22 protein-coding genes and 1 pseudogene are annotated in these 23,082 nt (G+C 29.0%); 12 read left to right on the top strand and 11 right to left on the bottom strand.

The features are described from left to right. Positions 1 to 208 precede the first annotated feature (208 nt). Positions 209 to 580 (bottom strand): annotated as a pseudogene (locus D6200_RS10875) (nuclear transport factor 2 family protein); the annotation flags it as partial. A 531-nt stretch (positions 581 to 1,111) separates the two neighbouring features. Between D6200_RS10875 and D6200_RS10870 the strand changes: the two are divergent. Further along, positions 1,112 to 1,546: a tellurite resistance TerB family protein gene (locus D6200_RS10870; RefSeq protein ID WP_047788045.1), complete on the top strand. Its 435-nt coding sequence runs from the start codon at positions 1,112 to 1,114 to the stop codon at positions 1,544 to 1,546. Positions 1,547 to 1,602: 56 nt separating this feature from the next. Then, a complete protein-coding gene (locus tag D6200_RS10865) occupies positions 1,603 to 2,196 on the top strand; it encodes a transporter family protein (RefSeq protein ID WP_047788046.1) in 594 nt (197 codons plus the stop codon). 52 nt (positions 2,197 to 2,248) lie between these two features. Here D6200_RS10865 and gltX read toward each other — a convergent pair whose 3' ends face one another. The 3 genes from gltX to D6200_RS10850 all read right to left on the bottom strand — a co-directional run bounded on the left by gltX (position 2,249) and on the right by D6200_RS10850 (position 5,329). Further along, positions 2,249 to 3,766: a glutamate--tRNA ligase gene (gene gltX / locus D6200_RS10860; RefSeq protein WP_073182349.1), complete on the bottom strand. Its 1,518-nt coding sequence runs from the start codon at positions 3,764 to 3,766 to the stop codon at positions 2,249 to 2,251. Positions 3,767 to 4,120: 354 nt separating this feature from the next. Then, positions 4,121 to 4,966, bottom strand: coding sequence for a hypothetical protein (locus D6200_RS10855; RefSeq protein ID WP_073182350.1), 846 nt, complete (start codon positions 4,964 to 4,966; stop codon positions 4,121 to 4,123). A 129-nt stretch (positions 4,967 to 5,095) separates the two neighbouring features. Next, entirely contained in the window at positions 5,096 to 5,329 is a 234-nt protein-coding gene (locus D6200_RS10850) for a hypothetical protein (RefSeq protein ID WP_073182351.1), read from the bottom strand. A 200-nt stretch (positions 5,330 to 5,529) separates the two neighbouring features. On the opposite strand from D6200_RS10850, the gene D6200_RS10845 reads away from it, so the two are divergent. The 4 genes from D6200_RS10845 (at position 5,530) to D6200_RS10830 (ending at position 12,190) form a co-directional block, all read left to right on the top strand. Beyond that, positions 5,530 to 8,823, top strand: a complete 3,294-nt coding sequence (locus tag D6200_RS10845) for a DUF4175 family protein (protein ID WP_073182352.1) — start codon at positions 5,530 to 5,532, stop codon at positions 8,821 to 8,823. 87 nt (positions 8,824 to 8,910) lie between these two features. Further along, positions 8,911 to 9,327 (top strand): rRNA maturation RNase YbeY, encoded by a 417-nt coding sequence (ybeY, locus tag D6200_RS10840; RefSeq protein WP_073182353.1) that lies wholly within the window; start codon positions 8,911 to 8,913, stop codon positions 9,325 to 9,327. 30 nt (positions 9,328 to 9,357) lie between these two features. Continuing rightward, the gene (gene mnmG, locus D6200_RS10835; protein ID WP_073182354.1) at positions 9,358 to 11,235 is read left to right on the top strand and encodes a tRNA uridine-5-carboxymethylaminomethyl(34) synthesis enzyme MnmG; all 1,878 of its coding nucleotides are present in this window, start codon (positions 9,358 to 9,360) and stop codon (positions 11,233 to 11,235) included. A gap of 61 nt (positions 11,236 to 11,296) precedes the next feature. Further along, the gene (locus D6200_RS10830) at positions 11,297 to 12,190 is read left to right on the top strand and encodes a class I SAM-dependent methyltransferase (RefSeq protein ID WP_083574784.1); all 894 of its coding nucleotides are present in this window, start codon (positions 11,297 to 11,299) and stop codon (positions 12,188 to 12,190) included. Positions 12,191 to 12,333: 143 nt separating this feature from the next. Here D6200_RS10830 and D6200_RS10825 read toward each other — a convergent pair whose 3' ends face one another. Continuing rightward, positions 12,334 to 12,732, bottom strand: coding sequence for a hypothetical protein (locus D6200_RS10825; protein WP_047788053.1), 399 nt, complete (start codon positions 12,730 to 12,732; stop codon positions 12,334 to 12,336). Between the two features lie 131 nt (positions 12,733 to 12,863). Between D6200_RS10825 and D6200_RS10820 the strand changes: the two genes are divergently transcribed. Then, on the top strand, positions 12,864 to 13,790 hold the full coding sequence (locus tag D6200_RS10820) for an SPFH domain-containing protein (protein ID WP_047788054.1): 927 nt from the start codon (positions 12,864 to 12,866) through the stop codon (positions 13,788 to 13,790). Positions 13,791 to 13,792: 2 nt separating this feature from the next. Beyond that, a complete protein-coding gene (locus D6200_RS10815) occupies positions 13,793 to 14,110 on the top strand; it encodes a heavy metal-binding domain-containing protein (protein ID WP_047788055.1) in 318 nt (105 codons plus the stop codon). A 64-nt stretch (positions 14,111 to 14,174) separates the two neighbouring features. Here the strand turns inward: D6200_RS10815 and D6200_RS10810 are convergent, their stop codons facing one another. From D6200_RS10810 to rnr, 4 genes are all read right to left on the bottom strand, one after another. Continuing rightward, positions 14,175 to 14,366 carry a Sec-independent protein translocase subunit TatA/TatB gene (locus D6200_RS10810; RefSeq protein ID WP_047788056.1) on the bottom strand — a complete coding sequence of 64 codons (192 nt, stop codon included), beginning with the start codon at positions 14,364 to 14,366 and terminating at the stop codon, positions 14,175 to 14,177. Between the two features lie 33 nt (positions 14,367 to 14,399). After that, positions 14,400 to 15,077: a head GIN domain-containing protein gene (locus D6200_RS10805; RefSeq protein ID WP_047788360.1), complete on the bottom strand. Its 678-nt coding sequence runs from the start codon at positions 15,075 to 15,077 to the stop codon at positions 14,400 to 14,402. A 78-nt stretch (positions 15,078 to 15,155) separates the two neighbouring features. Beyond that, positions 15,156 to 15,776, bottom strand: a complete 621-nt coding sequence (locus D6200_RS10800) for a hypothetical protein (protein ID WP_073182355.1) — start codon at positions 15,774 to 15,776, stop codon at positions 15,156 to 15,158. 19 nt (positions 15,777 to 15,795) lie between these two features. Further along, entirely contained in the window at positions 15,796 to 17,991 is a 2,196-nt protein-coding gene (gene rnr / locus D6200_RS10795) for a ribonuclease R (protein ID WP_073182356.1), read from the bottom strand. Positions 17,992 to 18,107: 116 nt separating this feature from the next. Here rnr and D6200_RS10790 point away from each other — a divergent pair, with 116 nt between their 5' ends. The 4 genes from D6200_RS10790 to D6200_RS10780 all read left to right on the top strand — a co-directional run bounded on the left by D6200_RS10790 (position 18,108) and on the right by D6200_RS10780 (position 20,816). Further along, on the top strand, positions 18,108 to 19,019 hold the full coding sequence (locus D6200_RS10790) for a diacylglycerol/lipid kinase family protein (protein WP_073182357.1): 912 nt from the start codon (positions 18,108 to 18,110) through the stop codon (positions 19,017 to 19,019). A 75-nt stretch (positions 19,020 to 19,094) separates the two neighbouring features. After that, complete coding sequence (locus D6200_RS15325) at positions 19,095 to 19,259, top strand: hypothetical protein (protein WP_164505163.1); 165 nt, start codon at positions 19,095 to 19,097, stop codon at positions 19,257 to 19,259. 685 nt (positions 19,260 to 19,944) lie between these two features. Continuing rightward, positions 19,945 to 20,376: a ribose 5-phosphate isomerase B gene (gene rpiB / locus D6200_RS10785; protein WP_073182358.1), complete on the top strand. Its 432-nt coding sequence runs from the start codon at positions 19,945 to 19,947 to the stop codon at positions 20,374 to 20,376. After that, positions 20,376 to 20,816 carry a GNAT family N-acetyltransferase gene (locus D6200_RS10780; protein ID WP_073182359.1) on the top strand — a complete coding sequence of 147 codons (441 nt, stop codon included), beginning with the start codon at positions 20,376 to 20,378 and terminating at the stop codon, positions 20,814 to 20,816. The genes rpiB and D6200_RS10780 overlap by 1 nt, the downstream gene beginning before the upstream one ends. On the opposite strand, the gene D6200_RS10775 is transcribed toward D6200_RS10780, so the two are convergent. Next, a complete protein-coding gene (locus D6200_RS10775) occupies positions 20,813 to 22,402 on the bottom strand; it encodes a T9SS type B sorting domain-containing protein (protein ID WP_073182360.1) in 1,590 nt (529 codons plus the stop codon). The two genes, D6200_RS10780 and D6200_RS10775, sit on opposite strands and share 4 nt — an antisense overlap. Before the next feature lie 31 nt (positions 22,403 to 22,433). Then, on the bottom strand, positions 22,434 to 23,009 hold the full coding sequence (locus tag D6200_RS10770) for a pseudouridine synthase (protein WP_047788063.1): 576 nt from the start codon (positions 23,007 to 23,009) through the stop codon (positions 22,434 to 22,436). Positions 23,010 to 23,082: the final 73 nt, after the last annotated feature.

The following is a 23,082-nucleotide window of genomic DNA, read 5'->3' as shown; positions in this document are numbered from 1 at the left end:
TTTTACACTTAATAAAATTCAAATTTTACAATACTTTAACAGATGAAAAAAAGGTGTTTTTCTTAGTTATTTAGTTTTGAATTAGATACATTTTTTTAAGCCAGCTTCAGTTTTCATAGGATGTTTGCTACTAAAAATTAAAACAGACTTCTCTTTAAAGTCGAAATAAAAAATGTAGAATAAGAGAACTTAAAAGTTATTATCTAATTCACAAACATTTACCTGACTCAAAATCTTCTTTGGTAATTGATTTTCCTTTTATAGTGTCAGTATCCCAATCTTGTGTAATTAACCAAGTATTTTCCTTTTTTTTTAGTACCACGTGGAACCTACCATATACTGTGCGAGGTTCTTTATATTTTTCAGTATATGTGACCCGATAATACCCTACTTCATAACCTGTGTTTTCTTTATAGATTCTTTGATTAAAACAAAAATCTATTTGTCTTTTTTTTGTTGTTGGTTTTTGATAGGATGTTTGTATTGAATTCTTGTATTCTTCTCCTTTGCGTATTCCGTACTTATTTACTCTTAACACATCGTTAGTATGTAAATTATTAAATGATTCCCAATCTCTAGCTTCAAAAGATTTTTTAAATGGTTACCATATTTGTTGATTAACCTCTTTTTCTATTATTCCATTGTTTTGTGAAAAACTCAACGCAACCGAAACTAATAAAATTAAAATAGTATATACCGTTTTCATTTTTGATAAGATTAGAATTTCATTTGTTAACAAGTTAGTGATTTTTAAAGAGTAAAAACTACTTTAAGTTTTATCAATTGTTATTTTTAGTTTTATAAGTATTATTTATTCTTTTATTTTTTCTCTATCTTTTTTTATTTAAACTAACGTAATCGGTGTTTTAAAGGGTTTAAAAAAGCTGCCCTAAGGATTTGTATTAGCTAAAAATAAAAAGCCTTTAAATCAGATAAAAAAACACTGTTTTAAATTAACATACCTTATGTATTTATAAATTACGATAAGAAAAAATAATACTTCGTTTTTGACTAGAATTGTTAACTTTCGGCGATATTTTTGTGACTTTATTTAAAACTTGTTTTTAAATAAATACACTTTACTTTCAATTAAAAAAATTTAAAAAAAATTATGTCAATATCAGATTTATATTCAAGTGGAAAACATAAACAAGAAATAGGACACTTTGCTAGTATAGTTAAAATTGCTAAAACTGATGGAGTAATTTCTGAAGGAGAACAATTACTATTGGACAGAGCTGCAAAAAAATTAAATATTAACGAGGAAGAATATAAAGGTATTTTAAAAAATCCTGAGAAGTATCCAATAAATGCACCTATTAGTTACGAAGAGCGTATTGAACGTTTATTTCATTTAACAAAAATGATTTTTGCTGATGAAAATGTAGCCAAAGAAGAAGTTGGTATACTACGTAAAATAGCTATAGCTTTACATTTCTCTACTGATAATGCTGAGAAAGTTTGCGATGAAGCCGTTCATTTAGTTTTAAACAATAACGACTTAGATAATTTTACCGAAGCTATTAAAAAGGTAAATGCCAATTAAAATAATTATACTAAAAACTTATTAAACCAGTTATTACTCTAAACACTTATCTCCCGATGAAACATAAAATTTTATTCATAGCAATACTTACCTGTTTAACAACGTCTGTTTTTTCACAAAATTTAAACGACTCTTGGCAAATAGGTGTAGGTTTTGGAATAACAAAATTTAGTGAAAGTGACGCCGCTTTTATTGGTGATCAATATTTATTTCAAGTGCCTACTGTAAGTTTAACCATGCCTATTGGCGATCGTTTTTCTTTAGATGGTGCTGTATCTTTTAATACTATTGATGACGTTGGTTTTATCAAAAACTCTGCAAAGTATTTTTCTATGGATGCTTCATTTCGTTATAACTTAAATGCTATTTTTAACAAGTTTGCTCCGTATGTTTTTATAGGAGGTAGTGTAGTAGATTCTGAACGTAAAATGACACCTACACTTAATGTTGGTGCTGGTGGAATTTATTGGGTTAGTGATAATATTGGTATTAACCCACAACTATACTACAAACATTCTTTTGAAGGTTATGAAAGTATGCGTTCACATATTCAAGGAACTCTAGGTGTTGTATTTAAACTAAATTGGAACAATGGAGGTGATAACAATGCTCGTAATGCTGCAAAACATTTAGGAGGTTGTATGTTTTAATCTTCTAATTTAATATACAAAAAAGCCGCTTTAAAAGCGGCTTTTTTTTGCTTTATGATAACGCGTTAATCGCGTTTTGTATTCTGGTAATAGTAGTTTCTTTGCCTATCATTGTCATGATATCAAACAAATCTGGACCTGCTAGTTTTCCTACCAAACTTAAACGAAGTGGTTGCATTACTTTACCAAATCCTATTTCTTTAGAAGTAATCCATCCTTTGATTTCTGTTTGAGTATTTTCAATTGAAAAATCTTCTATTTTAGAAATTACTTCTACTAATTCTTGCATTAATTCACTCGTAGTATCTTTCCATTGTTTTTTAACCGCTTTTTCATCGTATTCTGAAGGGTTTTCAAAGAAAAAGTTAGATAACTCCCAAAAATCAGCTACAAACGTCGCACGCTCTTTTATTAAAGAAACTACTTTTTCTGCCTGATCTTTATCTTTTGTTATGCCTTTTTCTTCAAGAATAGGTATAAATAAGGCTGTAAGCTCTTTGTTAGACTTTTGTTGTAAATACTGTTGGTTAAACCATTTTGTTTTATCTGGACTAAACTTAGCTCCTGATTTACTTACACGCGCTAAATCGAACGCTTCTGTTAATTCCTCTAAACTAAAAATTTCTTGTTCTGTTCCTGGGTTCCATCCTAAGAATGCTAACATATTTATAAATGCATCAGCAAAATAACCGTCTTCTTTGTATCCACGTGAAACATCACCTGTTTGCTCATTGGTATATTCTAACGGAAATACTGGAAAACCTAGTTTATCGCCATCACGCTTACTTAATTTTCCTTTTCCTACTGGTTTTAAAATTAATGGTAAGTGTGCAAATTTTGGTGCTTTCCAATCAAATGCACGATATAATAACTCATGAAGTGGGAGAGAAGGTAACCACTCTTCACCACGAATTACATGTGAAATTTCCATTAAATGGTCATCTACAATATTTGCTAAATGATATGTTGGCATACCATCAGATTTAAACAATACTTTATCATCTAAGGTGTTTGTTTCCACTTTAATCGTACCACGGATTTCATCTTGTAAAATTAAGGTCTCGTCTTGTGGAGTTTTAAAACGGATCACATACTTTTCTCCTGCATTTATTTTTTCTGAAACTTCATTAGCAGAAAGAGCCAACGAATTGTTTAACTTTAAACGATTATGCCAATTATAAATAAAGGTTTTTCCTTTTTCTTCATGATCTTTACGGTGTGCATCTAATTCTTCAGCTGTATCAAAAGCATAATATGCCCAACCAGATTCAATTAACTGATCTGCGTATTTTTTATACAAATCTTTACGTTCTGACTGACGATAGGGTCCGAATTTTTCGTTTTTACCTGGACCTTCATCAAACGGAATGTTACACCATTCTAAAGAATCGATTATGTATTTTTCTGCATTAGCTACATAACGTGTTTGATCGGTATCTTCAATACGTAAAACAAAGGTTCCGTTATGTTTTTTAGCAAATAAATAATTGAATAAAGCAGTTCTTACACCACCTATGTGTAATGGTCCTGTCGGACTCGGAGCAAAGCGTACTCTTACGTTCTCAGTCATTTTTTTATTGATTTGAAAGCGCAAAGATAGTTTTATGTTAATAGAAAAGAAAAGGGAGGTAAGAGAAAAAAAGAAAAAAGCGAGTTAAACTCGCTTTTAAAATTTTATTTATACTGGCAGTAGCCATGAAAACAATACATATCTCTTCTTGGACAGTCTTGATCATATTTACACCTGGTAAGTCCGAAACCTCCATTAATATTTTTCTGCTCTGTCTTTTTTAAGGTAGTACCTAAATTTGAAATGTGTTTTAACATCTTTAAAGTTTTTAAAATTAGTAGTAGCAATTTAATTTAACTTTAAAAATTCTTCGTTTATTTTACCTTACAAAATGTAAGGAAAAGCCTTACTTTTTTAAAACTTATGATACAATCCAAAACTCAATGCTGGAGCTTTAGCTACATTTCTTCCCGCAAAAGCACCTCCGAAACCAACATTAGCTCCAAAAGATTTATTGAACTCACCTATAAGTTTTAATCCAAAGGCAGCATAGCTTTGATCGTTTACATACAAACCTGTAGCCAAATTTTCTTGAGGCAATATAACGTCTCCATTTTTTAAAGAGGCAACACCGTCTAAAAATCCTGCTACCCATAACCAATTTAGTGCTTTGTAACCAACTTCTCCTCCTAATTTATAGTTAGAGCTATAGTCGTTTGTTCTAATATCAAATCCTGTAAATGCTTGTATATACCATGAATCAAAACCTCTTCCTGTTAAAAACAACGGTGTGAATGTCCACGCATCATAGCCACTTCGTATTCCTGAATTTTCTTTATAACTGCTTGTATTCGCTTCAATAGAAAGTTGTCCTGATAACAACCATTTGTTATTAGAAAAGTTGTGTTTTATTCCTAATTGAATATTTCCTAATAAGGTTTCAGAAGTTTCTTCAATAGTAAAAGAAGGAAAAATTACAGACATATCTTCAGTAAAGTCACCTGTTTTAACCATTTTCAAAGGAATGTTAGCAAATAGTGTTGTTTTGTCTGTTACACCATATTCTCCGTACAGTTGTACTGTATTGTCGGTGATTTCTCGTTGGGGTTTGTAGTCTGGATTACCATAGATTTTATCATAACTTCCAATAGTAGTAAATGAAGCTTGAAGATATCCTTCATTTTTATTTTTTGTCCATGGACTTTGAGAAAAAGCATTAAATGTAATTAAAAATAATGCTGGTAAAATTAGTTGTTTCATGCTTAAAAGATTTTATAATTAGTTTACAAAAGCTTTCATTCCTTACAAAAGGATATTATTTTTTATAATACCTTTCTAAAAAATAAAGTAGTATTTTAATTAACACTACTTTCATACATTTTCTGGATCTTAGCTTATACAACATAAATGATTTTGTATAATCCCTGTACAACTTATTCCTGTCGGTGTATCAAACGCACATGGATTACCTTCTCCAAAACCTACATATCCATTTCCTCCCGGATACCTTTCATGACAACCTGTAATATCACATCCATTATTTCCTGAAAAGAAACCTCCTTTTATGTTTTTTTGTGCTACCTTATTAAGTAAAACACCTAAGCTTGAAATGTTTTTTAACATCTTTAAAGTTTTTAAAATTAGTACCAGCAATTTAATTCAACTTTAAAAACTCTTCGTCTTTTTTCCCTTATAAAAGGTATGGTAAATCCTTATTTTTTCTTCAAATAACATATTTAAAGGGGATTATTAATGAAAAATAGGGGTTTAAATAAATCTTTAACTAAAATTCTCTCTTAAAACACGTATTTTTATACTTAGATATGGAAGATTTTAATAAAATACAGCAAAAGCTAAAGCAGTTTAGTAAGAAGTTTTATACAAATGAATTGATAAAAGGAAGCATTTTATTTGTTTCTTTAGGATTAATTTATTTGCTCTTTACTCTGTTTATTGAATACTTTTTGTGGTTAAAACCAACCGCCAGAACTTTTTTATTTTGGTTATTTATTATAGTAGAAGTGTTCTTATTTTTCCGTTTTATTTGTTTTCCTATTTTTAAAATTGCAGGTTTACAAAAAGGAATTTCTTTTGAAGAAGCTTCTAAAATTATCGGAAATCACTTTCCTAAAGTAAAAGATAAATTATTAAATGTTTTACAGCTACAACAAAACAATCAGCAGTCTGATTTATTAGCTGCTAGTATTGAACAAAAATCGAAAGAATTACAACCTGTTTCTTTTAATAAGGCCATTGACTTTAGTAGAAATAGAAAGTATGTAAAATATGTTTTAATTCCTTTCTTAATTTGGGGAATTTCATTACTTACAGGAACCTCTAAAAAGCTCTCACAAAGTTTTAATCGTGTAGTAAATCATTCAGTAGCATATAATCCTCCAGCTCCTTTTTATTTTAATTTAACCTCAAAAGATTTACGTGTTATTAAAGGAAAAGATATAACTGTATATATACAAACAGAAGGGGAGGTGATACCACAAGAAACCAAAATTCATTTTAATGGTCAACAATATTTTATGGAAAATGAAGGAAATGGTTTGTTTTCATACACCTTCTCTGAAGTTCAAAATCCTATCTTATTTTATGCAAGTGCCAACGGAATTGAATCTAATGAGTATACTATAACGATTATTAAAACTCCATCGATTCAAAATATTTCATTAAATCTAACCTATCCATCATACATAGGGAAAGCTTCTGAAACAATCAACAACACCGGAAACTTAAATGTTCCACAAGGAACAATTATAAAATGGGATATTAAAACTTCTGAAACCGATACAGTTACATTTTTAGAAAAAGAAAAAAGAACAATTTTTAAACAAAAAGAAAATAACGAATTTGAGTTTTCTAAACGTGTACTGAACAATACTAATTATCAAATTACAACATCAAACAAAAACCTAACAGATTACGAGCAGCTACAGTTTTCTATTAATGTAACTAAAGATGAATATCCAACTATCAATGTAAATTCAAATATTGATAGTATTTCTCGTGGAAATGCCCAGTTTGTTGGTCAAATTGCTGATGATTATGGTTTTAAGAGGTTAGAATTGGTTTATTACGATAAAGAAAATAATCAAAATACTAATAATCAAGTAATTAAAATAAATAAAGAGAACATTCAAACCTTTTATTTTGAATTTCCTGGAAGTTTGGATTTAAAAGAGGGAATAGACTATGAAATGTACTTTCAAGTATACGATAATGATCTTGTAAATGGTAGTAAAAAAGCCATGAGTAGAAAGTTTAGATACCAACAAAAAACAAAAGAAGAAATAGAGGAAGAGCTATTACAAGAACAAAAAAACTACATAGAAAACATAACTAACTCACTAGATCAACAACAAAAAAGTAAGAAAGATTTAGAGAAAATACAGTTTGATTTACAAAACAAAAAGAATATTAACTGGAACGATCAAAAGAAAATTCAGAATTTAATAAAGCGTCAGGAACAATACAAGCAAATGATGCAACGTCAAACACAAAAATTACAAGAGAATTTTTCTGAAAAGAAAGAGGAAAATGAAACTCTTGAGCAGAAAAAAGAAAACCTAAAAAAACGTATTGAAGAACTTAAAAAGTTAGAAAAGCAACAAAAATTATTAGATGAATTACACAAGCTAGCAGATAAACTTAAAAAAGAAGATTTAATTAAAAAGACAAAAGAACTAGCTGAACAAAACAAACAACAAGAACGTAGTTTGGAACGTATTTTAGAAATGACTAAGCGCTTTTATGTAGAACAAAAGATGAATCAATTAGCAAACAAACTAGAAGATTTGTCAAAAAAACAAGAAGAGTTAAGTAACAAAGAATCTAGTAAAGAAGAACAGCAACAAATTAATGAAGAATTTCAAAAGGCAAAGAAAGAGTTAGATGACTTAAAGAAAGATAATGAAGCATTAAAACAACCCATGGAAATGCCTTCTATGGAAAATTTAGAAAAGCAAACTCAAGAAGAACTGAATAAAGCTGAAGAAAATTTAGATAAAAATAACGCTTCTGAAACAAAGAAAAATCAAAAAAAAGTTGCTAAAAAGATGCAGGAAATGAGTCAGAAGATGCAACAATCAATGCAATCGATGAGTGCAGAAATGGAAGAAGAAAACATGGAAGGTTTACGTCAAATATTAGAAAACCTTATTACTTTTTCATTTGATCAAGAAGCTTTAATGAATGAATTTTCTTCCTCAAATTCATCACATCCTAACTTTGGTAAAAACCTTCAGAAACAACACCAACTTAAAACCTATTTTGAACATATTGATGATAGCTTATTTGTGCTTTCAATGCGAGTTCCTAGTATATCTTCAAAAATTCAAGATCACTTAGCACAAGCACATTATAACTTAGATCAATCTTTAGAAAATTTTGCAGATAATTATTTTCAAAACGGAATCTCTAATCAACAGTATGTAATGACTTCAGCAAATACATTAGCGGATATGTTGAGTAATACTTTAGATGCTATGCAAAATCCTAAACCTGGAAATGGAAAAGGGAAGGGGAAAGGTAAATCGTTTAGCTTGCCAGACATCATTCAAAAGCAAAGTGAATTAATGGAAAAGATGAAACAAGGCATGCAAAAGAAAAATCAAGGAAACCCAAAAGATGGAAAAGACGGTAAAAATAAAGGTGAAAAAGAAGGGCAAAACGGTGAACAAAGTGATGATTTAGATGGTGAATTATATCAAATTTACAAAGAACAATCACAACTTAGAGAACAGTTAAAAAATGCTATTAACGAAGGAAATGCAGGAAATAAAGAAGCTAAAAAAGCTTTAAAAAAGATGGAGGAGTTAGAAAATCAAATTTTGGAAAAAGGTTTTACACAAGAGAGTATTAATAGAATGCAGCAATTAAACTACGAGCTACTTAAATTAGACAAAGCTACATTCGAACAAAACAGAGATAAACAACGTAAATCAAACACCAATTTACAAGAGTTTAATAACAATACAACTAAGGAATTGAAGTTTAAAAAGTTGTTTTATAACCAAACTGAGATATTAAACAGACAATCACTACCTTTGCGCCAAAATTACAAAAAGAAGGTGCAAGAGTACTTTAGCCTTCCAAAGGATAGAAAATAACGTATTAAAAAGCCTTTAGATTACACAAAATACTATTGCTTTTTAATTAAGTTTTTAAATAATAACAATAGTATTTGATATAAAAAAATGATCGCATTTAATTACGAAACCAAGTTTCAATTAAACAATGAAGAAAACACTTCTAAATGGATACAAGAATGTATCGAAAGAGAAGGTTTTGAATTGGGAGAAATCAACTATATTTTTTGTGATGACGCTTATTTACATAAAATAAATATAGAGTTTTTACAACACGATACATTAACTGATATTATTAGTTTTGATTATACGTTAGGTAAGTTAGTTGGAGGTGATATTTTTATTTCAGTAGAAAGAGTAGAAGAGAATGCAAAGGAGTTTAATACTTCTTTTGAAAATGAATTACACCGCGTAATAATTCATGGTATTTTACATTACATGAAATACAAAGATAAGACTGATGAAGAGAAGCAAATTATGCGCTCTAAAGAAAATGAATGTTTAGAAATTTTAGATAAAAAATAAAAGAGTTCCACGTGGAACTGATTATAAAAAATGAGTTTATTTAATACAACATACGATGTAATTGTAGTAGGAGGTGGACATGCTGGTAGCGAAGCAGCTGCAGCAAGTGCAAACATGGGAGCACACACTTTGTTAATTACAATGAACTTACAAAACATTGCTCAAATGAGTTGCAATCCTGCTATGGGTGGAATTGCAAAAGGGCAAATAGTTCGTGAAATTGATGCACTTGGTGGTTACAGTGGTATTGTAACTGACAAGACCGCGATTCAATTTAAAATGCTAAATAAATCTAAAGGACCAGCTATGTGGAGCCCTAGAGCTCAATCGGACAGAATGCAATTCGCAGAGTGCTGGAGAACCATGTTAGAGCAAACTGATAATTTGGATTTTTATCAAGATTCTGTTAATGGATTATTATTTGATGGCGATACAATTATTGGTGTTAAAACTGCCTTAGGTTTAGAAATAAAAGCTAAAACAGTAATTGTTACAGCAGGTACTTTTTTAAACGGATTGATTCATATTGGTGAAAAAACGTTTGGTGGTGGTAGAGCAGGAGAAGGAGCTTCAACTGGTATTACTGAAGATTTAGTAGCTAAAGGTTTTGAAGCTGGTAGAATGAAAACAGGAACTCCTCCTCGTGTAGACGGACGCTCTTTGGATTACTCTAAAATGACCGAACAACCTGGTGACGATGCTCCAGAAAAATTCTCTTATTTACCAATAACAAAAACATTAACAAAACAACGTTCTTGTTATCTTACTTACACCAATCCTGAAGTACACAATTTACTTCGTGAGGGTTTTGAACGCTCACCAATGTTTAATGGTAGAATTAAATCTACAGGACCACGTTATTGTCCATCTGTAGAAGACAAAATCAATCGTTTTGCAGAGAAAGAACGTCATCAAATTTTTGTTGAACCAGAAGGGTGGAACACTGTTGAGATTTATGTAAATGGATTCTCAACATCACTTCCTGAAGACATTCAAGACAAAGCTATCCGTTCTATTCCTGGATTTGAAAACGTAAAATTCTTTAGATACGGTTATGCAATTGAGTACGATTATTTTCCACCAACACAATTAAAACACAACTTAGAAACTAAGTTAATTGAGAACTTATTTTTTGCTGGTCAAATTAATGGTACAACAGGTTATGAAGAAGCAGCTGCTCAAGGTTTAATGGCAGGTGTAAATGCTGCGTTAAAAACTCAAAATAAAGAGCCTTTTATTCTAAAAAGAAGCGAAGCCTATATAGGTGTTTTAATTGATGATTTAATCACAAAAGGGACAGAGGAACCGTATCGTATGTTTACTTCTCGTGCTGAATATAGAACTCTTTTACGACAAGATAATGCAGATTTACGCTTAACAGAAAAATCTTATAAATTAGGATTAGCTTCTCAAGAAAGAATGGATAGAGTAGAAGAGAAGAAAAACAAGACTCAAAACTTAATCGATTATATTAAAGGATTAAGTGTAACAAAAGAGGATATCAACCCTATTCTAGAAGAGAAAAATTTAGCAACTATTAATCAATCTATGAAATTGTATAAAATTGCTGCGAGACCTCAATTAACGTTTTCAGATTTTAGATCGATTGATAAGCTTGAAAATTATATTCAGGAAAACGAAATTGATAATGAAATTATAGAGCAAGTTGAAATCCACTTAAAATACTCTGGTTATATTGAAAAAGAAAAGAATAATGCAGACAAATTAAATAGATTAGAAAACGTGCCTATTCCCGCTACTTTTGATTATAGTAAAGTGAAATCTTTATCATATGAAGCTAGAGAAAAATTATCTAAAATACAACCTACTTCAATATCACAAGCAAGTAGAATAAGTGGAGTATCACCAAGTGATATATCTGTATTACTTGTATATATGGGTAGATAAAAATAAAACGTTCCATGTGGAACGTTTTATTTTTTTATGTATAATTGTTCCATTAAAACTAATGTTCCACAAGGAACACTCAACACAACATATTAATTTGATTACAGAAAAAAAGTTATATAAAGACTTAAAACCTTTTTTAAATTGTATCGATCATACAGTATCTAAAGAAAGTTATGAGGTAATGAAAAATGAAGAATACGATATATTAGTAACTTCACCTGTACCTAATAATTTAGATAAATATTATGCTAGTGAAGATTATATTTCACATACAGATAGTAAAACATCTCTTTTTGATAAAACATATCAGTTTGTAAAAAACTATACTTTAAAAAAGAAACTAAAATTAATTAACTCTTTTAACACAGAAGATAAATTAATTTTAGATGTTGGTGCTGGTACTGGTGATTTTTTAAAAGTATGTGAAAATGGTGGTTGGAAAATTGCTGGTGTTGAACCTTCTGAAAAAGCAAGAAGTTTTGCTAAAAATAAAAACATAAATCTTTTAAAAGATCTTTCAAAAATAGAAGGCAAACAATTTGATGTTATTACTCTTTGGCATGTCTTAGAACATATTCCTAATTTAACAGAATACATACAACAATTAAAATCACTTTTAAAAACAAATGGTGTTTTAATTATTGCTGTTCCTAATCATAAAAGCTTTGATGCAAAACACTACAAAGAATTTTGGGCAGCTTATGATGTTCCAAGACACTTGTGGCATTTTTCAAGAATATCAATATCAAAAATATTTTCATTGGTTGAAATGAAAGTAGAAAAAACACTTCCAATGAAATTTGATTCTTTTTATGTTTCTTTATTATCTGAAAAATATAAAACAAAAAAATCAAGACCAATTCGTGCTTTTTTAACTGGATTGAAATCAAATTTTAAAGCAAATCGTTCTGGTGAGTATTCTTCTTTGATTTACATCTTAAAAAACAAGTAAAACTTAATTTAACATTGTTTTTAACTACTTTTAAAAATAAAATATACAAATACCTTACTAAAATTTAAAAACCTCTTAAAAAGTACTTTTTAAGAGGTTTTTAAATAATCAAAAATTATATTAAATATGAATATATATAATTTTTATCTATTTAATAAATAAACAGCTAAAATTGCAATTATAAAGTAAACTGCTAATGTCATAGCTCCTGCATAGTCTTTTGCTAATCGCTGACCAACTAATAAAAAGATTAAAGTTACTGCTGATAACTCAGCACCAATTAAAGCTATATTGTGGTTACCTGTTGTTGATAAATGAAAAATTCCAACAAACATTAATGCACCAGCTAATAATTCCATTACTAAAATTATAGCAAGTAAAAGAGGTACCGAATTTTTTAAGGGAGAGTCTTTAAAGTGCCCTCTGATAAAAGATAAATTTCCTTTCCAGTCTGTTACCTTATCTATTCCGGATTGTAAAAAAGTAACGATTAAAAAAAGTAAAAGTAAGATTTCTGTTATGCTTTGTTGTATAAGTTCCATATAATTGATTTTTTACAAATATAAATTTTAAATAAGAATTGTAACAATTCAAATAAAATTCGTCTAATAATTATCTACTATTAAATAGTATCTTTATCAAAAAAATTACTAACATTTAAAAATTAAAAACTATGTCAATTTATATGTATCCGGTTATTGTTATCGGAATTCTAGTATTTTTATCATTATTCTTTATTGTTAAGCAACAAACAGCAGCTATTATTGAGCGTTTTGGTCGCTTTCAAAGCATTCGTCATTCTGGTTTACAATTAAAAATTCCTATTGTGGATAGAATTGCTGGTAAGTTGAGTTTAAAAATTCAACAACTAGATGTAATTGTGGAAACAAAAACCTTAGACGATGTATTTGTTAAGTTAAAAGTTTCTGTACAATACAAAGTAATTCGTGATAAGGTGTACGATGCTTTTTATAAGCTAGATTATCCGCACGATCAAATTACATCTTATGTATTTGATGTAGTACGTGCAGAAGTACCTAAAATGAAGTTAGATGATGTATTTGTTAAAAAAGATGATATTGCAATCGCCGTTAAAACTGAATTAAACGATGCCATGGCTGATTATGGTTATGATATTATAAAAACTTTAGTAACTGATATTGATCCAGATGCACAAGTAAAAGCAGCAATGAACCGTATTAATGCTTCTGAACGTGAAAAAATCGCAGCTCAATTTGAAGGAGACGCACAACGTATTTTAATTGTTGAAAAAGCTAAAGCAGAAGCTGAAAGCAAACGTTTGCAAGGACAAGGTATAGCTGATCAACGTAGAGAAATTGCTCGTGGTTTAGAAGAATCTGTTGAAGTTTTAAATAAAGTAGGAATTAACAGTCAAGAAGCATCAGCTTTAATTGTTGTTACACAACACTACGATACTTTACAATCAATTGGTGAAGAAACTAACAGTAACTTAATTTTACTACCAAATTCACCACAAGCAGGTAGTAATATGTTAAATGATATGGTAGCTAGCTTTACAGCAAGTAATCAAATAGGTGAGGCAATGAAGAAAGCACAAGAAAATAAAGACAAAGAATAATTATGATACTATCAACTACACCTTCAATAGAAAATAAACCAGCTAAAGAATATCTAGGTATTGTTACTGGTGAAACAATTATAGGTGCAAACATTTTTAAGGACTTCTTTGCCGGTATTAGAGATATAGTAGGAGGTAGGTCTGGTTCTTATGAAAAAGTTCTAAGAGAAGCTAAAGAAATAGCTTTAAAAGAGATGGAAGAGAGAGCTCTAAAATTAGGAGCTGATGCAGTTATAGGAATCGACTTAGATTATGAAACCGTTGGCGCCAATGGAGGTATGCTAATGGTTACTGCTTCTGGAACAGCGGTAAAACTTTAATTAAATAAAAAACCGAAACATTAAATGTTTCGGTTTTCTTTTTATTGTTAATAAGATAATGATCTTATTTCTTTTCTTCTACTTTATCAGTATTCTCTTCATCTTTAGTGGCATCTTTGAATTCTTTAATACCAGTACCTAAACCTCTCATTAATTCAGGAATTTTTTTTCCTCCGAATAATAATAGTACTAATGCAACGACTATAGCTATTTGCCATGGCCCAATAATTCCTAAAAATATAGTAAGTAAATTCATTTTTATTAAATTTTGCGCTACAAAGATACAAAATTAACTTCGGTGTTCTATTACTCCGCCAATTACTTTTTTGTCTCTAAATACTTCTGGTTTTCCTTTATAAAAAATAGAGCCTCCAAACGATACTTTAGCATCTAAGGTTTCTCCAGCTTGTACTTCAACCTTAGAACCAGATCCTGCTTTTACAGCTGTCATTTCTTCTACCGATAATTTGTAACCGTGATACATTCCTCCTAGATCAGCATTAACATTTTGATTCTTTGTTGCTCCAGAAAGCCTAATAACCGCTCCTGAAGAACTTTTTACATTCAAATGCTTAACATTCACCACAAGGTTGATAAAAGCTCCTTCTTGAGCTCTAATTTCGACTTTTTGTTGGTTAATGTCTTTACCTGTAATCGTTGCTCCTTCATTTGCATCAATAATTGATAAAGTTTTATTGTAATATAACGTTGCTTTAACTTTACCATCAGCAGTAGTTTCTGGGAACCTTAATAATACTTTTAAGGTCGTTCCATCCAACTTAATTTTAACTTTGTCTGTTTTTTCGCCAGTAACTATTATTTTAGATTCATCAGATTTTACTAGTTTTAAATCTATACCATTGTACACTTTTACTATTGAAAAGTCTCCTAAATTCTTAGTTATGGTTGTTTGAGCTGATGCTAAAACGGTCATCAAGAACAAACTTAATATTGCTAACTTCTTCATAATAAATTCCATTAGTTAATTGAGTATAACCAATAATTATACCAATACTATAAAGGTAAATACTTAAAAATATTGTTTTTAACTGAATATTAATTCTGTATTATTCTTAAATTTTATAATTTCTCCTACTTTAGGTTTCTTAATTGTATTAACAAGGCCTACTATAAAAATAAGTATAAAAATTCCTCCAATTATTAATACTCCAGTTGGTCCCAAAAAGTCTGCTACTCCTACAAATATTTTTTTTATTAAACCTCTTCTGCCACTTGTGTTTAATGTTTCACCATTTTGTAAACTTAGAGCAGTGTTATGTAGGATCCAGGTAACAACTCCAAATAATAATAAACCAAATATATAAGATTTAATTTGTTTGAAAAGTGAATAATTTTTTACTGCTATACCTTTTAAATTATTTAATAAATATGTTTTAATTTCTGAATAAGTAGCTGAATTAATTATTATTTCAATTTCATTTTCCTTATCATCTTTTAAGTTAATTGTTATAATCTGATCTGTATCATTTAATAAAATTTCTTTTATTTCTTCAAATCTTATAATAGTAGTATTTGTTAACTTCTGTTCTGAAATTAGATTACTAACATCAACTTCAACAGGTTGTTCTGTTATCCACAGGGATTTCTTATTAGCAATTAGATAAATATTATTTTTTTCTTCTTCAGTAGTAATCCAAATTTTCATAGTTTTTTATATATAATTTTTAATGTGATATTAAGTTAAAATCTAAATGTTTGCGTTCTAAATCGGTATGTTTTACTTTTACAACAACTTCATCCCCTAATTGAATAATATTTTTAGTTGACTGTCCAACCACAGCATATTGTTTTTCATCAAAGATATAATAATCATCCTTAATGTCTTTAATACGTACCATACCTTCGCATTTATTGGATTTTATTTCAACATAAATTCCCCATTCTGTAACACCTGAAATTACTCCCTCAAATTCTTGATCTTTATGATCTTGCATGTATTTAACCTGCATATATTTAATGGAATCTCTTTCAGCTTTTGAAGCTAATTCTTCCATTTTAGAAGAATGTTTACACTTTTCTTCATAAATTTCGGCTTTTGGTGAGTTTCCGCCATCTAAATAGTGTTGTAATAAACGATGTGTCATCACATCAGGATAACGACGTATTGGTGAAGTAAAGTGGCTGTAATAATCAAAAGCTAAACCATAGTGACCTATATTTTGTGTAGTATATTCAGCTTTACTCATTGAACGAATGGCTAAGGTTTCTACCATGTTGGCTTCTCCCTTGCCATGAACGTCTGATAATAATTTATTTAAACTATCAGATGTTTTTTGGCGTGTTTCTGTATTGATTTTATATCCAAATTTACTAACAATATTTTGTAACGATGCTAGTTTTTCTACATCTGGTTCATCGTGTACACGATAAACAAAAGTTTTCTTACTTGGTCTCCCTGCAGAAAGCCCTATAAATTCAGCTACTTTTTTGTTTGCTAATAACATAAATTCTTCAATCAGTTTATTAGCGTCTTTAGCTTCTTTAAAGAAAACTCCTGTAGGGTTAGCATTTTCATCTAAATGAAATTTAACTTCAACTCTATCAAAAGAAATAGCTCCTGATTTCATACGTTTTTTACGCATTTTTTTAGCTAGTTCATCAAGTTTTAATGTAGCTTCAACAATAGTTTCATCAACTTCATATACTTCTCCAGTTAAAGAAACATCAGCAGGAATTATATTATTTTTATTCTCAATGATTGCTTGTGCTTCTTCATAAGCAAAGCGTTTATCAGAATAAGTAACAGTTCTTCCAAACCATTGGTTAATAACATGTGCTTTCTCGTTTATTTCAAATACTGCTGAAAAAGTTAATTTTTCTTCATTTGGTCGTAAAGAACAAACTCCGTTACTTAACATTTCAGGTAGCATTGGTACCACTCTATCAACTAAATATACTGATGTAGCACGATCATAAGCTTCATCATCTAAAACAGTTTTTGGTTGTAAATAATGAGAAACATCAGCAATATGAATACCTATTTCATAATTACCATTTTCAAGTTTTGTAAATGATAAAGCATCGTCAAAATCTTTAGCATCTTTAGGATCTATGGTAAATGTTAAATCTCCTCGCATATCTCTACGCTTAGCTATTTCCTCCTTAGTAATTTCAATAGGTAATTCAGATGCTTCTTTCTCTACTTCAGTAGGAAATTCATAAGGTAAACCATATTCTAATAAAATAGAATGGATTTCTGTATCGTGATCTCCTGGTCTTCCTAAAACTTGAGTAATTTTTCCAAACGGATTTTTAGAATTCTCTGGCCAATCAGTCATTGTAGCAACAACCTTATCACCATCTTTTGCGCCATTAAGTTTACTTTGAGAAATAAAAATGTCTGCATACATTTTAGTGCTATCTGGTATAACAAATCCGAAATTTTTATTCATTTGTAATACACCAACAAATTCAGTTTTTGCTCTCTCAATAATTTCTACAACATCGGCTTCATGTTTATTACTTCTACGCTTTTTATACACATAGGCTTTTACAGTATCATTATGTAAGCCTTTACCTAAGTTTACTGAAGGTACAAAAATATCGTGTTCAAAATCATCACAAATAAAATAAGCATTGCCATTAGAGGTAGCATCTAAAGTACCAACATGGTATTTACGGTCTTCATTTATTTGATATTTACCTCTATCAACTTCTTTAATTTTCTTATTAGCTGTTAATTCTGCTAATTTTTTTATAATCTGATTTTTACCATCAGTATCAGAAACTTTCAATTTAGAAGCAATCTGTTTGTAATTGTAATATTTATTACTGTCTTCGTTAAGTATTTTGAAAATGTTACGGGTAAGATCTTTGATAACTTTACCCTTTTTTTTGTAGATTTTTTTCTTTCTAGTCATTAATCTTTCGTCTTATTTAATTTTCAACCAAAGTACGAATAAAATTAATGCTAGTAATTTAAATAACTGTTATAAATTGATTTCGTACTTTTCCAGTCTTTATTTAAAGTGATGGTATGAATAATTCTTGGTTTGTTATTGTTAATCCTATAGCTGGTAACGGTAAGTTCAATAAATATTGGTTTGATATTCAACAGGAATTAAAATTTAATAATATAACCTATGAATATGCAAAAACTGAATATTCTAATCACGAAAAAATTATTGTTCAACAAGCTATTAACAAAGGTTATAAGAAAATAATTTCTGTTGGGGGTGATGGTACTTTACATCATATTATTAACGGAATTATGACTCAAAATACTATAAAACCTGAAGAAATAACTATTGCTGTTATTCCATTAGGTACTGGTAATGACTGGATTAAAACTTATAATATACCTAAGAATATAAAAGCTACCGTTAGTTTAATAAAACACGGAAAAACTATTTTTCAAGACATCGGTTACTTAGAATTACCTGATACTTCTTCCTATTTTAATAATGTAGCTGGTATTGGTTATGACGGATATGTTGTTAATAAGTTGAATAAATTAAAGAGATTTGGATCTATAGCCTACTTATTGAGTGGGATAGCGGGTTTATTACTCTATAAAAAAACTACTTTTAACATAACTATTAACAATAAATCTGTTGAAACAAAGTGTTTAATGACTTTGTTTGGTATTTGTAAATATTCAGCAGGAGGTATGCAATTAACTGATTATAAAGATTCTAATAATGGTTTATTTGATATAACAATAGCTAAAAATCTGTCCTTTTGGGACTTACTATTTTCAATTAAAAAATTATACAACGGAAAAATTCTTCAGCATAAAAAAGTAGAAACGCATTTGGCTAACTCATTGTTAATAACTCCTAAAAACAATGATGAACTTCCTTATATTCAAGCAGATGGTGAGTTAATAGGTAGAGGACAAGTTAAAGTTAGTATTCTAAAAAGTGCTATTCAAATAGTTATTCCTTAAAAAGTTAAAAAAAACTTAATAAAATTGTAACGTTTCTTAAATTCATACGTCTTTATAGTAAGAAAGTCGTTATAAATGAAAAACTTACGCAAAATAATAGCACTGTTTATTTTCATATTCATTACAGGAATTATCGTAACAGTAGTGAGTATAAATACAACTTTAAACAAAAAAACTCCTTCAGAAGTAGTAACTAAAGATACTATTTACCTTATTAAAGCATCTAAAAAAGCTGTTTAAGTCTTTTTCTCTCACTTATTATCACTTTTCAACAAACGTGGTATTTACGCCTTATTTTTTGCAATTTGCCCTAAAAGAAGACAAAGAGGTTACACTAGTTTTTTAAACTCAGTAAATGATTAGTAGAAGAATTTGTAAAACTCAAAACTTCAAAAAAACTGTTATTAACATATTATATTATTAATAAAAGAGATTTTAAAAATTTAAAAAAAGAAATGATTGTTATTATAGTGTGTTAATATGTAGCATAAAAAGTATATTTTATTTTTGGTGAAGTGACTTATTAAAATAAATAAACAAGTTATTAGTTAAATAAAACTTTAAAAATCAACTATAAAATAGAGTTATTAACAAAAGTTATAAACAGCAATTCACTGAAAATTTTGAATAGTTAATTTTTTTTTCAATGTAAAAAAAGGGTTAATTTAATGTTGATAAATGTTCATTAAAATCTCAAAAAAAAAGTTGCATAATTAATTCTTGTTCTTGTATTGTAAAAAATATCTAGAAAATCAAATTTTCTTTTCAGAACATACTATTACTTCTTAACAATTTGATAATATAGCTTAACTTATTAATTTTAAATAGGTTATTAAGAATGCTAAAAAAAGCATTGTTAATTACTGTTGATAACCGTGAATAACTGTATTTTTGTAATTCACAACTGAATTAAAATCAACAAATTATGACAATCGCTGTAGGAAACGATCACGCAGGCACCGAATACAAATTTGAAATAGTTAAGCTTTTAGAAGAATTAGGACATAAAGTAATCAACTTTGGTACGAATGAAACCGATAGTATGGATTACCCAGATACAATTCATCCAGCTGCTGAAGCTGTGGAGACAGGACAAGCAGAAATGGGAATTATTTTATGTGGAAGTGGTAATGGAGCGCAAATGACCGCTAACAAACACCAGGGAGTTCGTGCAGCTTTGTGTTGGAACAATGAATTGGTGGAATTAACACGTCAGCATAATGATGCTAACATTTTAACAATTCCAGCTCGTTTTGTTTCGTTACAACAAGCCTTAGGTTTTGTAAAGATTTTCTTATCTACCGAATTTGAAGGAGGTCGTCACGCGAATAGAGTAAATAAAATAGCTTGCTGTTAATGAATTTTATAGTAAAAAGATTTCAAGAATTAACAACTTCAGAACTGTATGAGCTTTTGCAATTACGTTCTGAAGTTTTTGTTGTTGAACAAGATTGTGTCTATCAAGATATTGATGGTAAAGATCAAAAGGCTTTACACGTTATAGGAGTTAAAGAAGGTAAAATAGTAGCTTATACACGATTATTTAATAGTGGTGAATATTTTGATACACCAAGTATTGGTAGGGTAGTAGTTAAAGAAACGGAACGTAAATATGGTTACGGACACGATTTGATTAAAGCATCCATAAAAGCTATTGTTGATAACTACAATGAAACTACCATAACGATTTCTGCACAAACCTATTTGCAAAAATTCTACGAATCTCACGGATTTAAACAAATAGGTGAAGGTTATTTAGAAGATGGTATTCCGCATATAAGAATGGTTAGAAATTAGTTTCTAATTAAAGCAAAAGCACCATTTTTAGCCTCTCCGTTTGTAAAAATTATTTGATACCAGTATGTAGTACTTGGAAGTGGTTTTCCATTGTATAAACCATTCCAACCAATAGTGTTTGGTTTAATTTTACCTACTATCTTTCCAAATCTATCAGTAATATAAATTTCTTTAATAAGATTGTTATTAGCGTTTACAATCCAAGTATCATTGTTACCATCGTTATTTGGAGTAAAAAAGTTTGGAATGGTAACATCTCTTTCTTCCTCTATAAGAATGGTAAAACTACTTTCATTATTACAATTAGTATTTATAGGGTTTACATTATAAATAAAAATTGTTTGAGAATCAGTAATAATATCTCCAGAATTTAATTGATTTCCATTTCCTCCAGATTCAGTATAATAATTTCCATTTATTAGATTAGGTAAAGTAAATTCATTAATAGCAAAAACATCATTTAAAATATCAACATCAGGTGAATTGTTTATAGTAACCATAAATGAAGATTCAATTGAACAAGAAGGATTACTTGAATCTTCGTTATAAATAAAAATTGTTTGAGATTTATTTATAATATCTCCAGGGTTCAATCGATTTCCATTTCCATTAGATTCAGTATAGTATTTTCCATCAGATAAACTAGGTAAAGAGTAATTATCACAGGTGATAACATCATTTAAAGTATCTACTGTAATAGTACATGTAGTTTGGTTACATTCATTTGTATTTTCTTTAAAAACAGTATTATCATCTATTTGAGTCCAGTTTGTTATACTATAGTTTACATTATCAACTAAAACACATGTAAGGTTAGGATTATATCTTAAATCGAAACTATTTGATAAAATATTAGTGTTGTTATTGTTTCTTATATCAAGATTAGTTAATTGATTGTATCTACAGTTTAAAAATGTTAGTTCTTTATTATTAATTAAATTTAACTCTTTAATGGAGTTATTAAAACAATCTAATCTTGCTAATTTTAAATTATTACTTAAATCTAAACTTGATATTTTATTAAAATAAATATCCAACCAATATAAATCGGGATTGTTAGAAGTATTTAGTTGAGTAAGATTATTACTTGAACAACTTAAAAACCTTAATTTAAGATTATTTGAAATATCTAGGTCACTAAGATCATTACCATAAATAACAAAGTGCTCTAATTTAATATTCTTGGTAACATTTATACTAGAAAGTTTTGAATCATTAACAGAAAGAAACTTTATTAAAGTGTTATTTGTTACATCTAATGTATTTAGATTACCTGCACCACAAATTAAGGTTTCTAATTTAATAAGTTGACTAACATCAATATTGGTAAAAAAATTATCAGAACAATCTAAGTATGTTAAAGAAACAAAATCTTGAATACCTGTCATATCACTAATATTCTTATTTTCTAGATCTAATTTTTTTATTGTTTCAATATTACTAGTCAAAACATAATTATCCAAAGGACCAGAATCATAGCCTGAATCAATTAAAAATTGTTCAAAATTATCATCGGGTACATAAGTATTTTGTGAGTAAGAAAATAAAGTAAAAAAGAAAAGTAAAAGAGTTATATATTTTTTCATGGCTTTTTTATAAAGCTGTAAAAGTAACAAACTAAATCAATTCCTCAACTTCTTTAACTTCACCAACTTGCATATTACCTAATAAAATATTACCCACACGAACACGTACTAAACGAAGTGTAGGAAAACCAACAGCTGAGGTCATTTTACGTACTTGCCTGAATTTTCCTTCGGTTAAGGTAATTGATATCCAGGGAGTAGGACCGTGACGAGCATCTCTAATTTTTTTAGAACGTTCAGGTAAATCTGGCGTATCCATTGCTCTGACTTTGCAAGCTTTAGTTATATATTTCTTTCCGTCAAAACCAATTTCAACCCCATTTTTTAATTGATCAATAGCTTCTGAAGTAATTGCTCCGTCTAACTGGACATAATATTCTTTTTCAACTCCACCTCTGGTAGTAATAAAATCACTTACTTTTCCGTCGGTTGTAAGTAATAATAAACCTTCAGATTTTACATCCAATCTACCAACAGCCATTGTTTTTTCAGGAAAATTGTATAATTCACCTAACAATTTGTGTTTACCTCCTTTTTTTTGATTCGTAATAAATTGTGATAAAAAACCATAAGGTTTATAAATCATGAAGTGACGATGGTTTGACATCTTTTCTTTTTTTTAAGAAGCACAATATTACAAAATGTAACATAAAAAGATAGGATATTAAAGCTAGTTTTTC

It is taken from the genome of Tenacibaculum mesophilum, from assembly GCF_003867075.1.
In the GTDB taxonomy this organism is placed as follows: domain Bacteria; phylum Bacteroidota; class Bacteroidia; order Flavobacteriales; family Flavobacteriaceae; genus Polaribacter; species Polaribacter mesophilus.
Note: the sequence above shows the minus strand (reverse complement) of the source record. Positions and strands in the feature narration are given on the sequence as shown.

What these genes read in the sequence shown, in the direction of transcription:
- D6200_RS10870 (WP_047788045.1), top strand. Translation starts at nt 1,112, where the DNA reads ATGTCAATATCAGATTTATATTCAAGTGGAAAACATAAACAAGAAATA.
- D6200_RS10865 (WP_047788046.1), top strand. Translation starts at nt 1,603, where the DNA reads ATGAAACATAAAATTTTATTCATAGCAATACTTACCTGTTTAACAACG.
- gltX (WP_073182349.1), bottom strand. Translation starts at nt 3,766, where the DNA reads ATGACTGAGAACGTAAGAGTACGCTTTGCTCCGAGTCCGACAGGACCA.
- D6200_RS10855 (WP_073182350.1), bottom strand. Translation starts at nt 4,966, where the DNA reads ATGAAACAACTAATTTTACCAGCATTATTTTTAATTACATTTAATGCT.
- D6200_RS10850 (WP_073182351.1), bottom strand. Translation starts at nt 5,329, where the DNA reads ATGTTAAAAAACATTTCAAGCTTAGGTGTTTTACTTAATAAGGTAGCA.
- D6200_RS10845 (WP_073182352.1), top strand. Translation starts at nt 5,530, where the DNA reads ATGGAAGATTTTAATAAAATACAGCAAAAGCTAAAGCAGTTTAGTAAG.
- ybeY (WP_073182353.1), top strand. Translation starts at nt 8,911, where the DNA reads ATGATCGCATTTAATTACGAAACCAAGTTTCAATTAAACAATGAAGAA.
- mnmG (WP_073182354.1), top strand. Translation starts at nt 9,358, where the DNA reads ATGAGTTTATTTAATACAACATACGATGTAATTGTAGTAGGAGGTGGA.
- D6200_RS10830 (WP_083574784.1), top strand. Translation starts at nt 11,297, where the DNA reads ATGTTCCACAAGGAACACTCAACACAACATATTAATTTGATTACAGAA.
- D6200_RS10825 (WP_047788053.1), bottom strand. Translation starts at nt 12,732, where the DNA reads ATGGAACTTATACAACAAAGCATAACAGAAATCTTACTTTTACTTTTT.
- D6200_RS10820 (WP_047788054.1), top strand. Translation starts at nt 12,864, where the DNA reads ATGTCAATTTATATGTATCCGGTTATTGTTATCGGAATTCTAGTATTT.
- D6200_RS10815 (WP_047788055.1), top strand. Translation starts at nt 13,793, where the DNA reads ATGATACTATCAACTACACCTTCAATAGAAAATAAACCAGCTAAAGAA.
- D6200_RS10810 (WP_047788056.1), bottom strand. Translation starts at nt 14,366, where the DNA reads ATGAATTTACTTACTATATTTTTAGGAATTATTGGGCCATGGCAAATA.
- D6200_RS10805 (WP_047788360.1), bottom strand. Translation starts at nt 15,077, where the DNA reads ATGAAGAAGTTAGCAATATTAAGTTTGTTCTTGATGACCGTTTTAGCA.
- D6200_RS10800 (WP_073182355.1), bottom strand. Translation starts at nt 15,776, where the DNA reads ATGAAAATTTGGATTACTACTGAAGAAGAAAAAAATAATATTTATCTA.
- rnr (WP_073182356.1), bottom strand. Translation starts at nt 17,991, where the DNA reads ATGACTAGAAAGAAAAAAATCTACAAAAAAAAGGGTAAAGTTATCAAA.
- D6200_RS10790 (WP_073182357.1), top strand. Translation starts at nt 18,108, where the DNA reads ATGAATAATTCTTGGTTTGTTATTGTTAATCCTATAGCTGGTAACGGT.
- D6200_RS15325 (WP_164505163.1), top strand. Translation starts at nt 19,095, where the DNA reads ATGAAAAACTTACGCAAAATAATAGCACTGTTTATTTTCATATTCATT.
- rpiB (WP_073182358.1), top strand. Translation starts at nt 19,945, where the DNA reads ATGACAATCGCTGTAGGAAACGATCACGCAGGCACCGAATACAAATTT.
- D6200_RS10780 (WP_073182359.1), top strand. Translation starts at nt 20,376, where the DNA reads ATGAATTTTATAGTAAAAAGATTTCAAGAATTAACAACTTCAGAACTG.
- D6200_RS10775 (WP_073182360.1), bottom strand. Translation starts at nt 22,402, where the DNA reads ATGAAAAAATATATAACTCTTTTACTTTTCTTTTTTACTTTATTTTCT.
- D6200_RS10770 (WP_047788063.1), bottom strand. Translation starts at nt 23,009, where the DNA reads ATGTCAAACCATCGTCACTTCATGATTTATAAACCTTATGGTTTTTTA.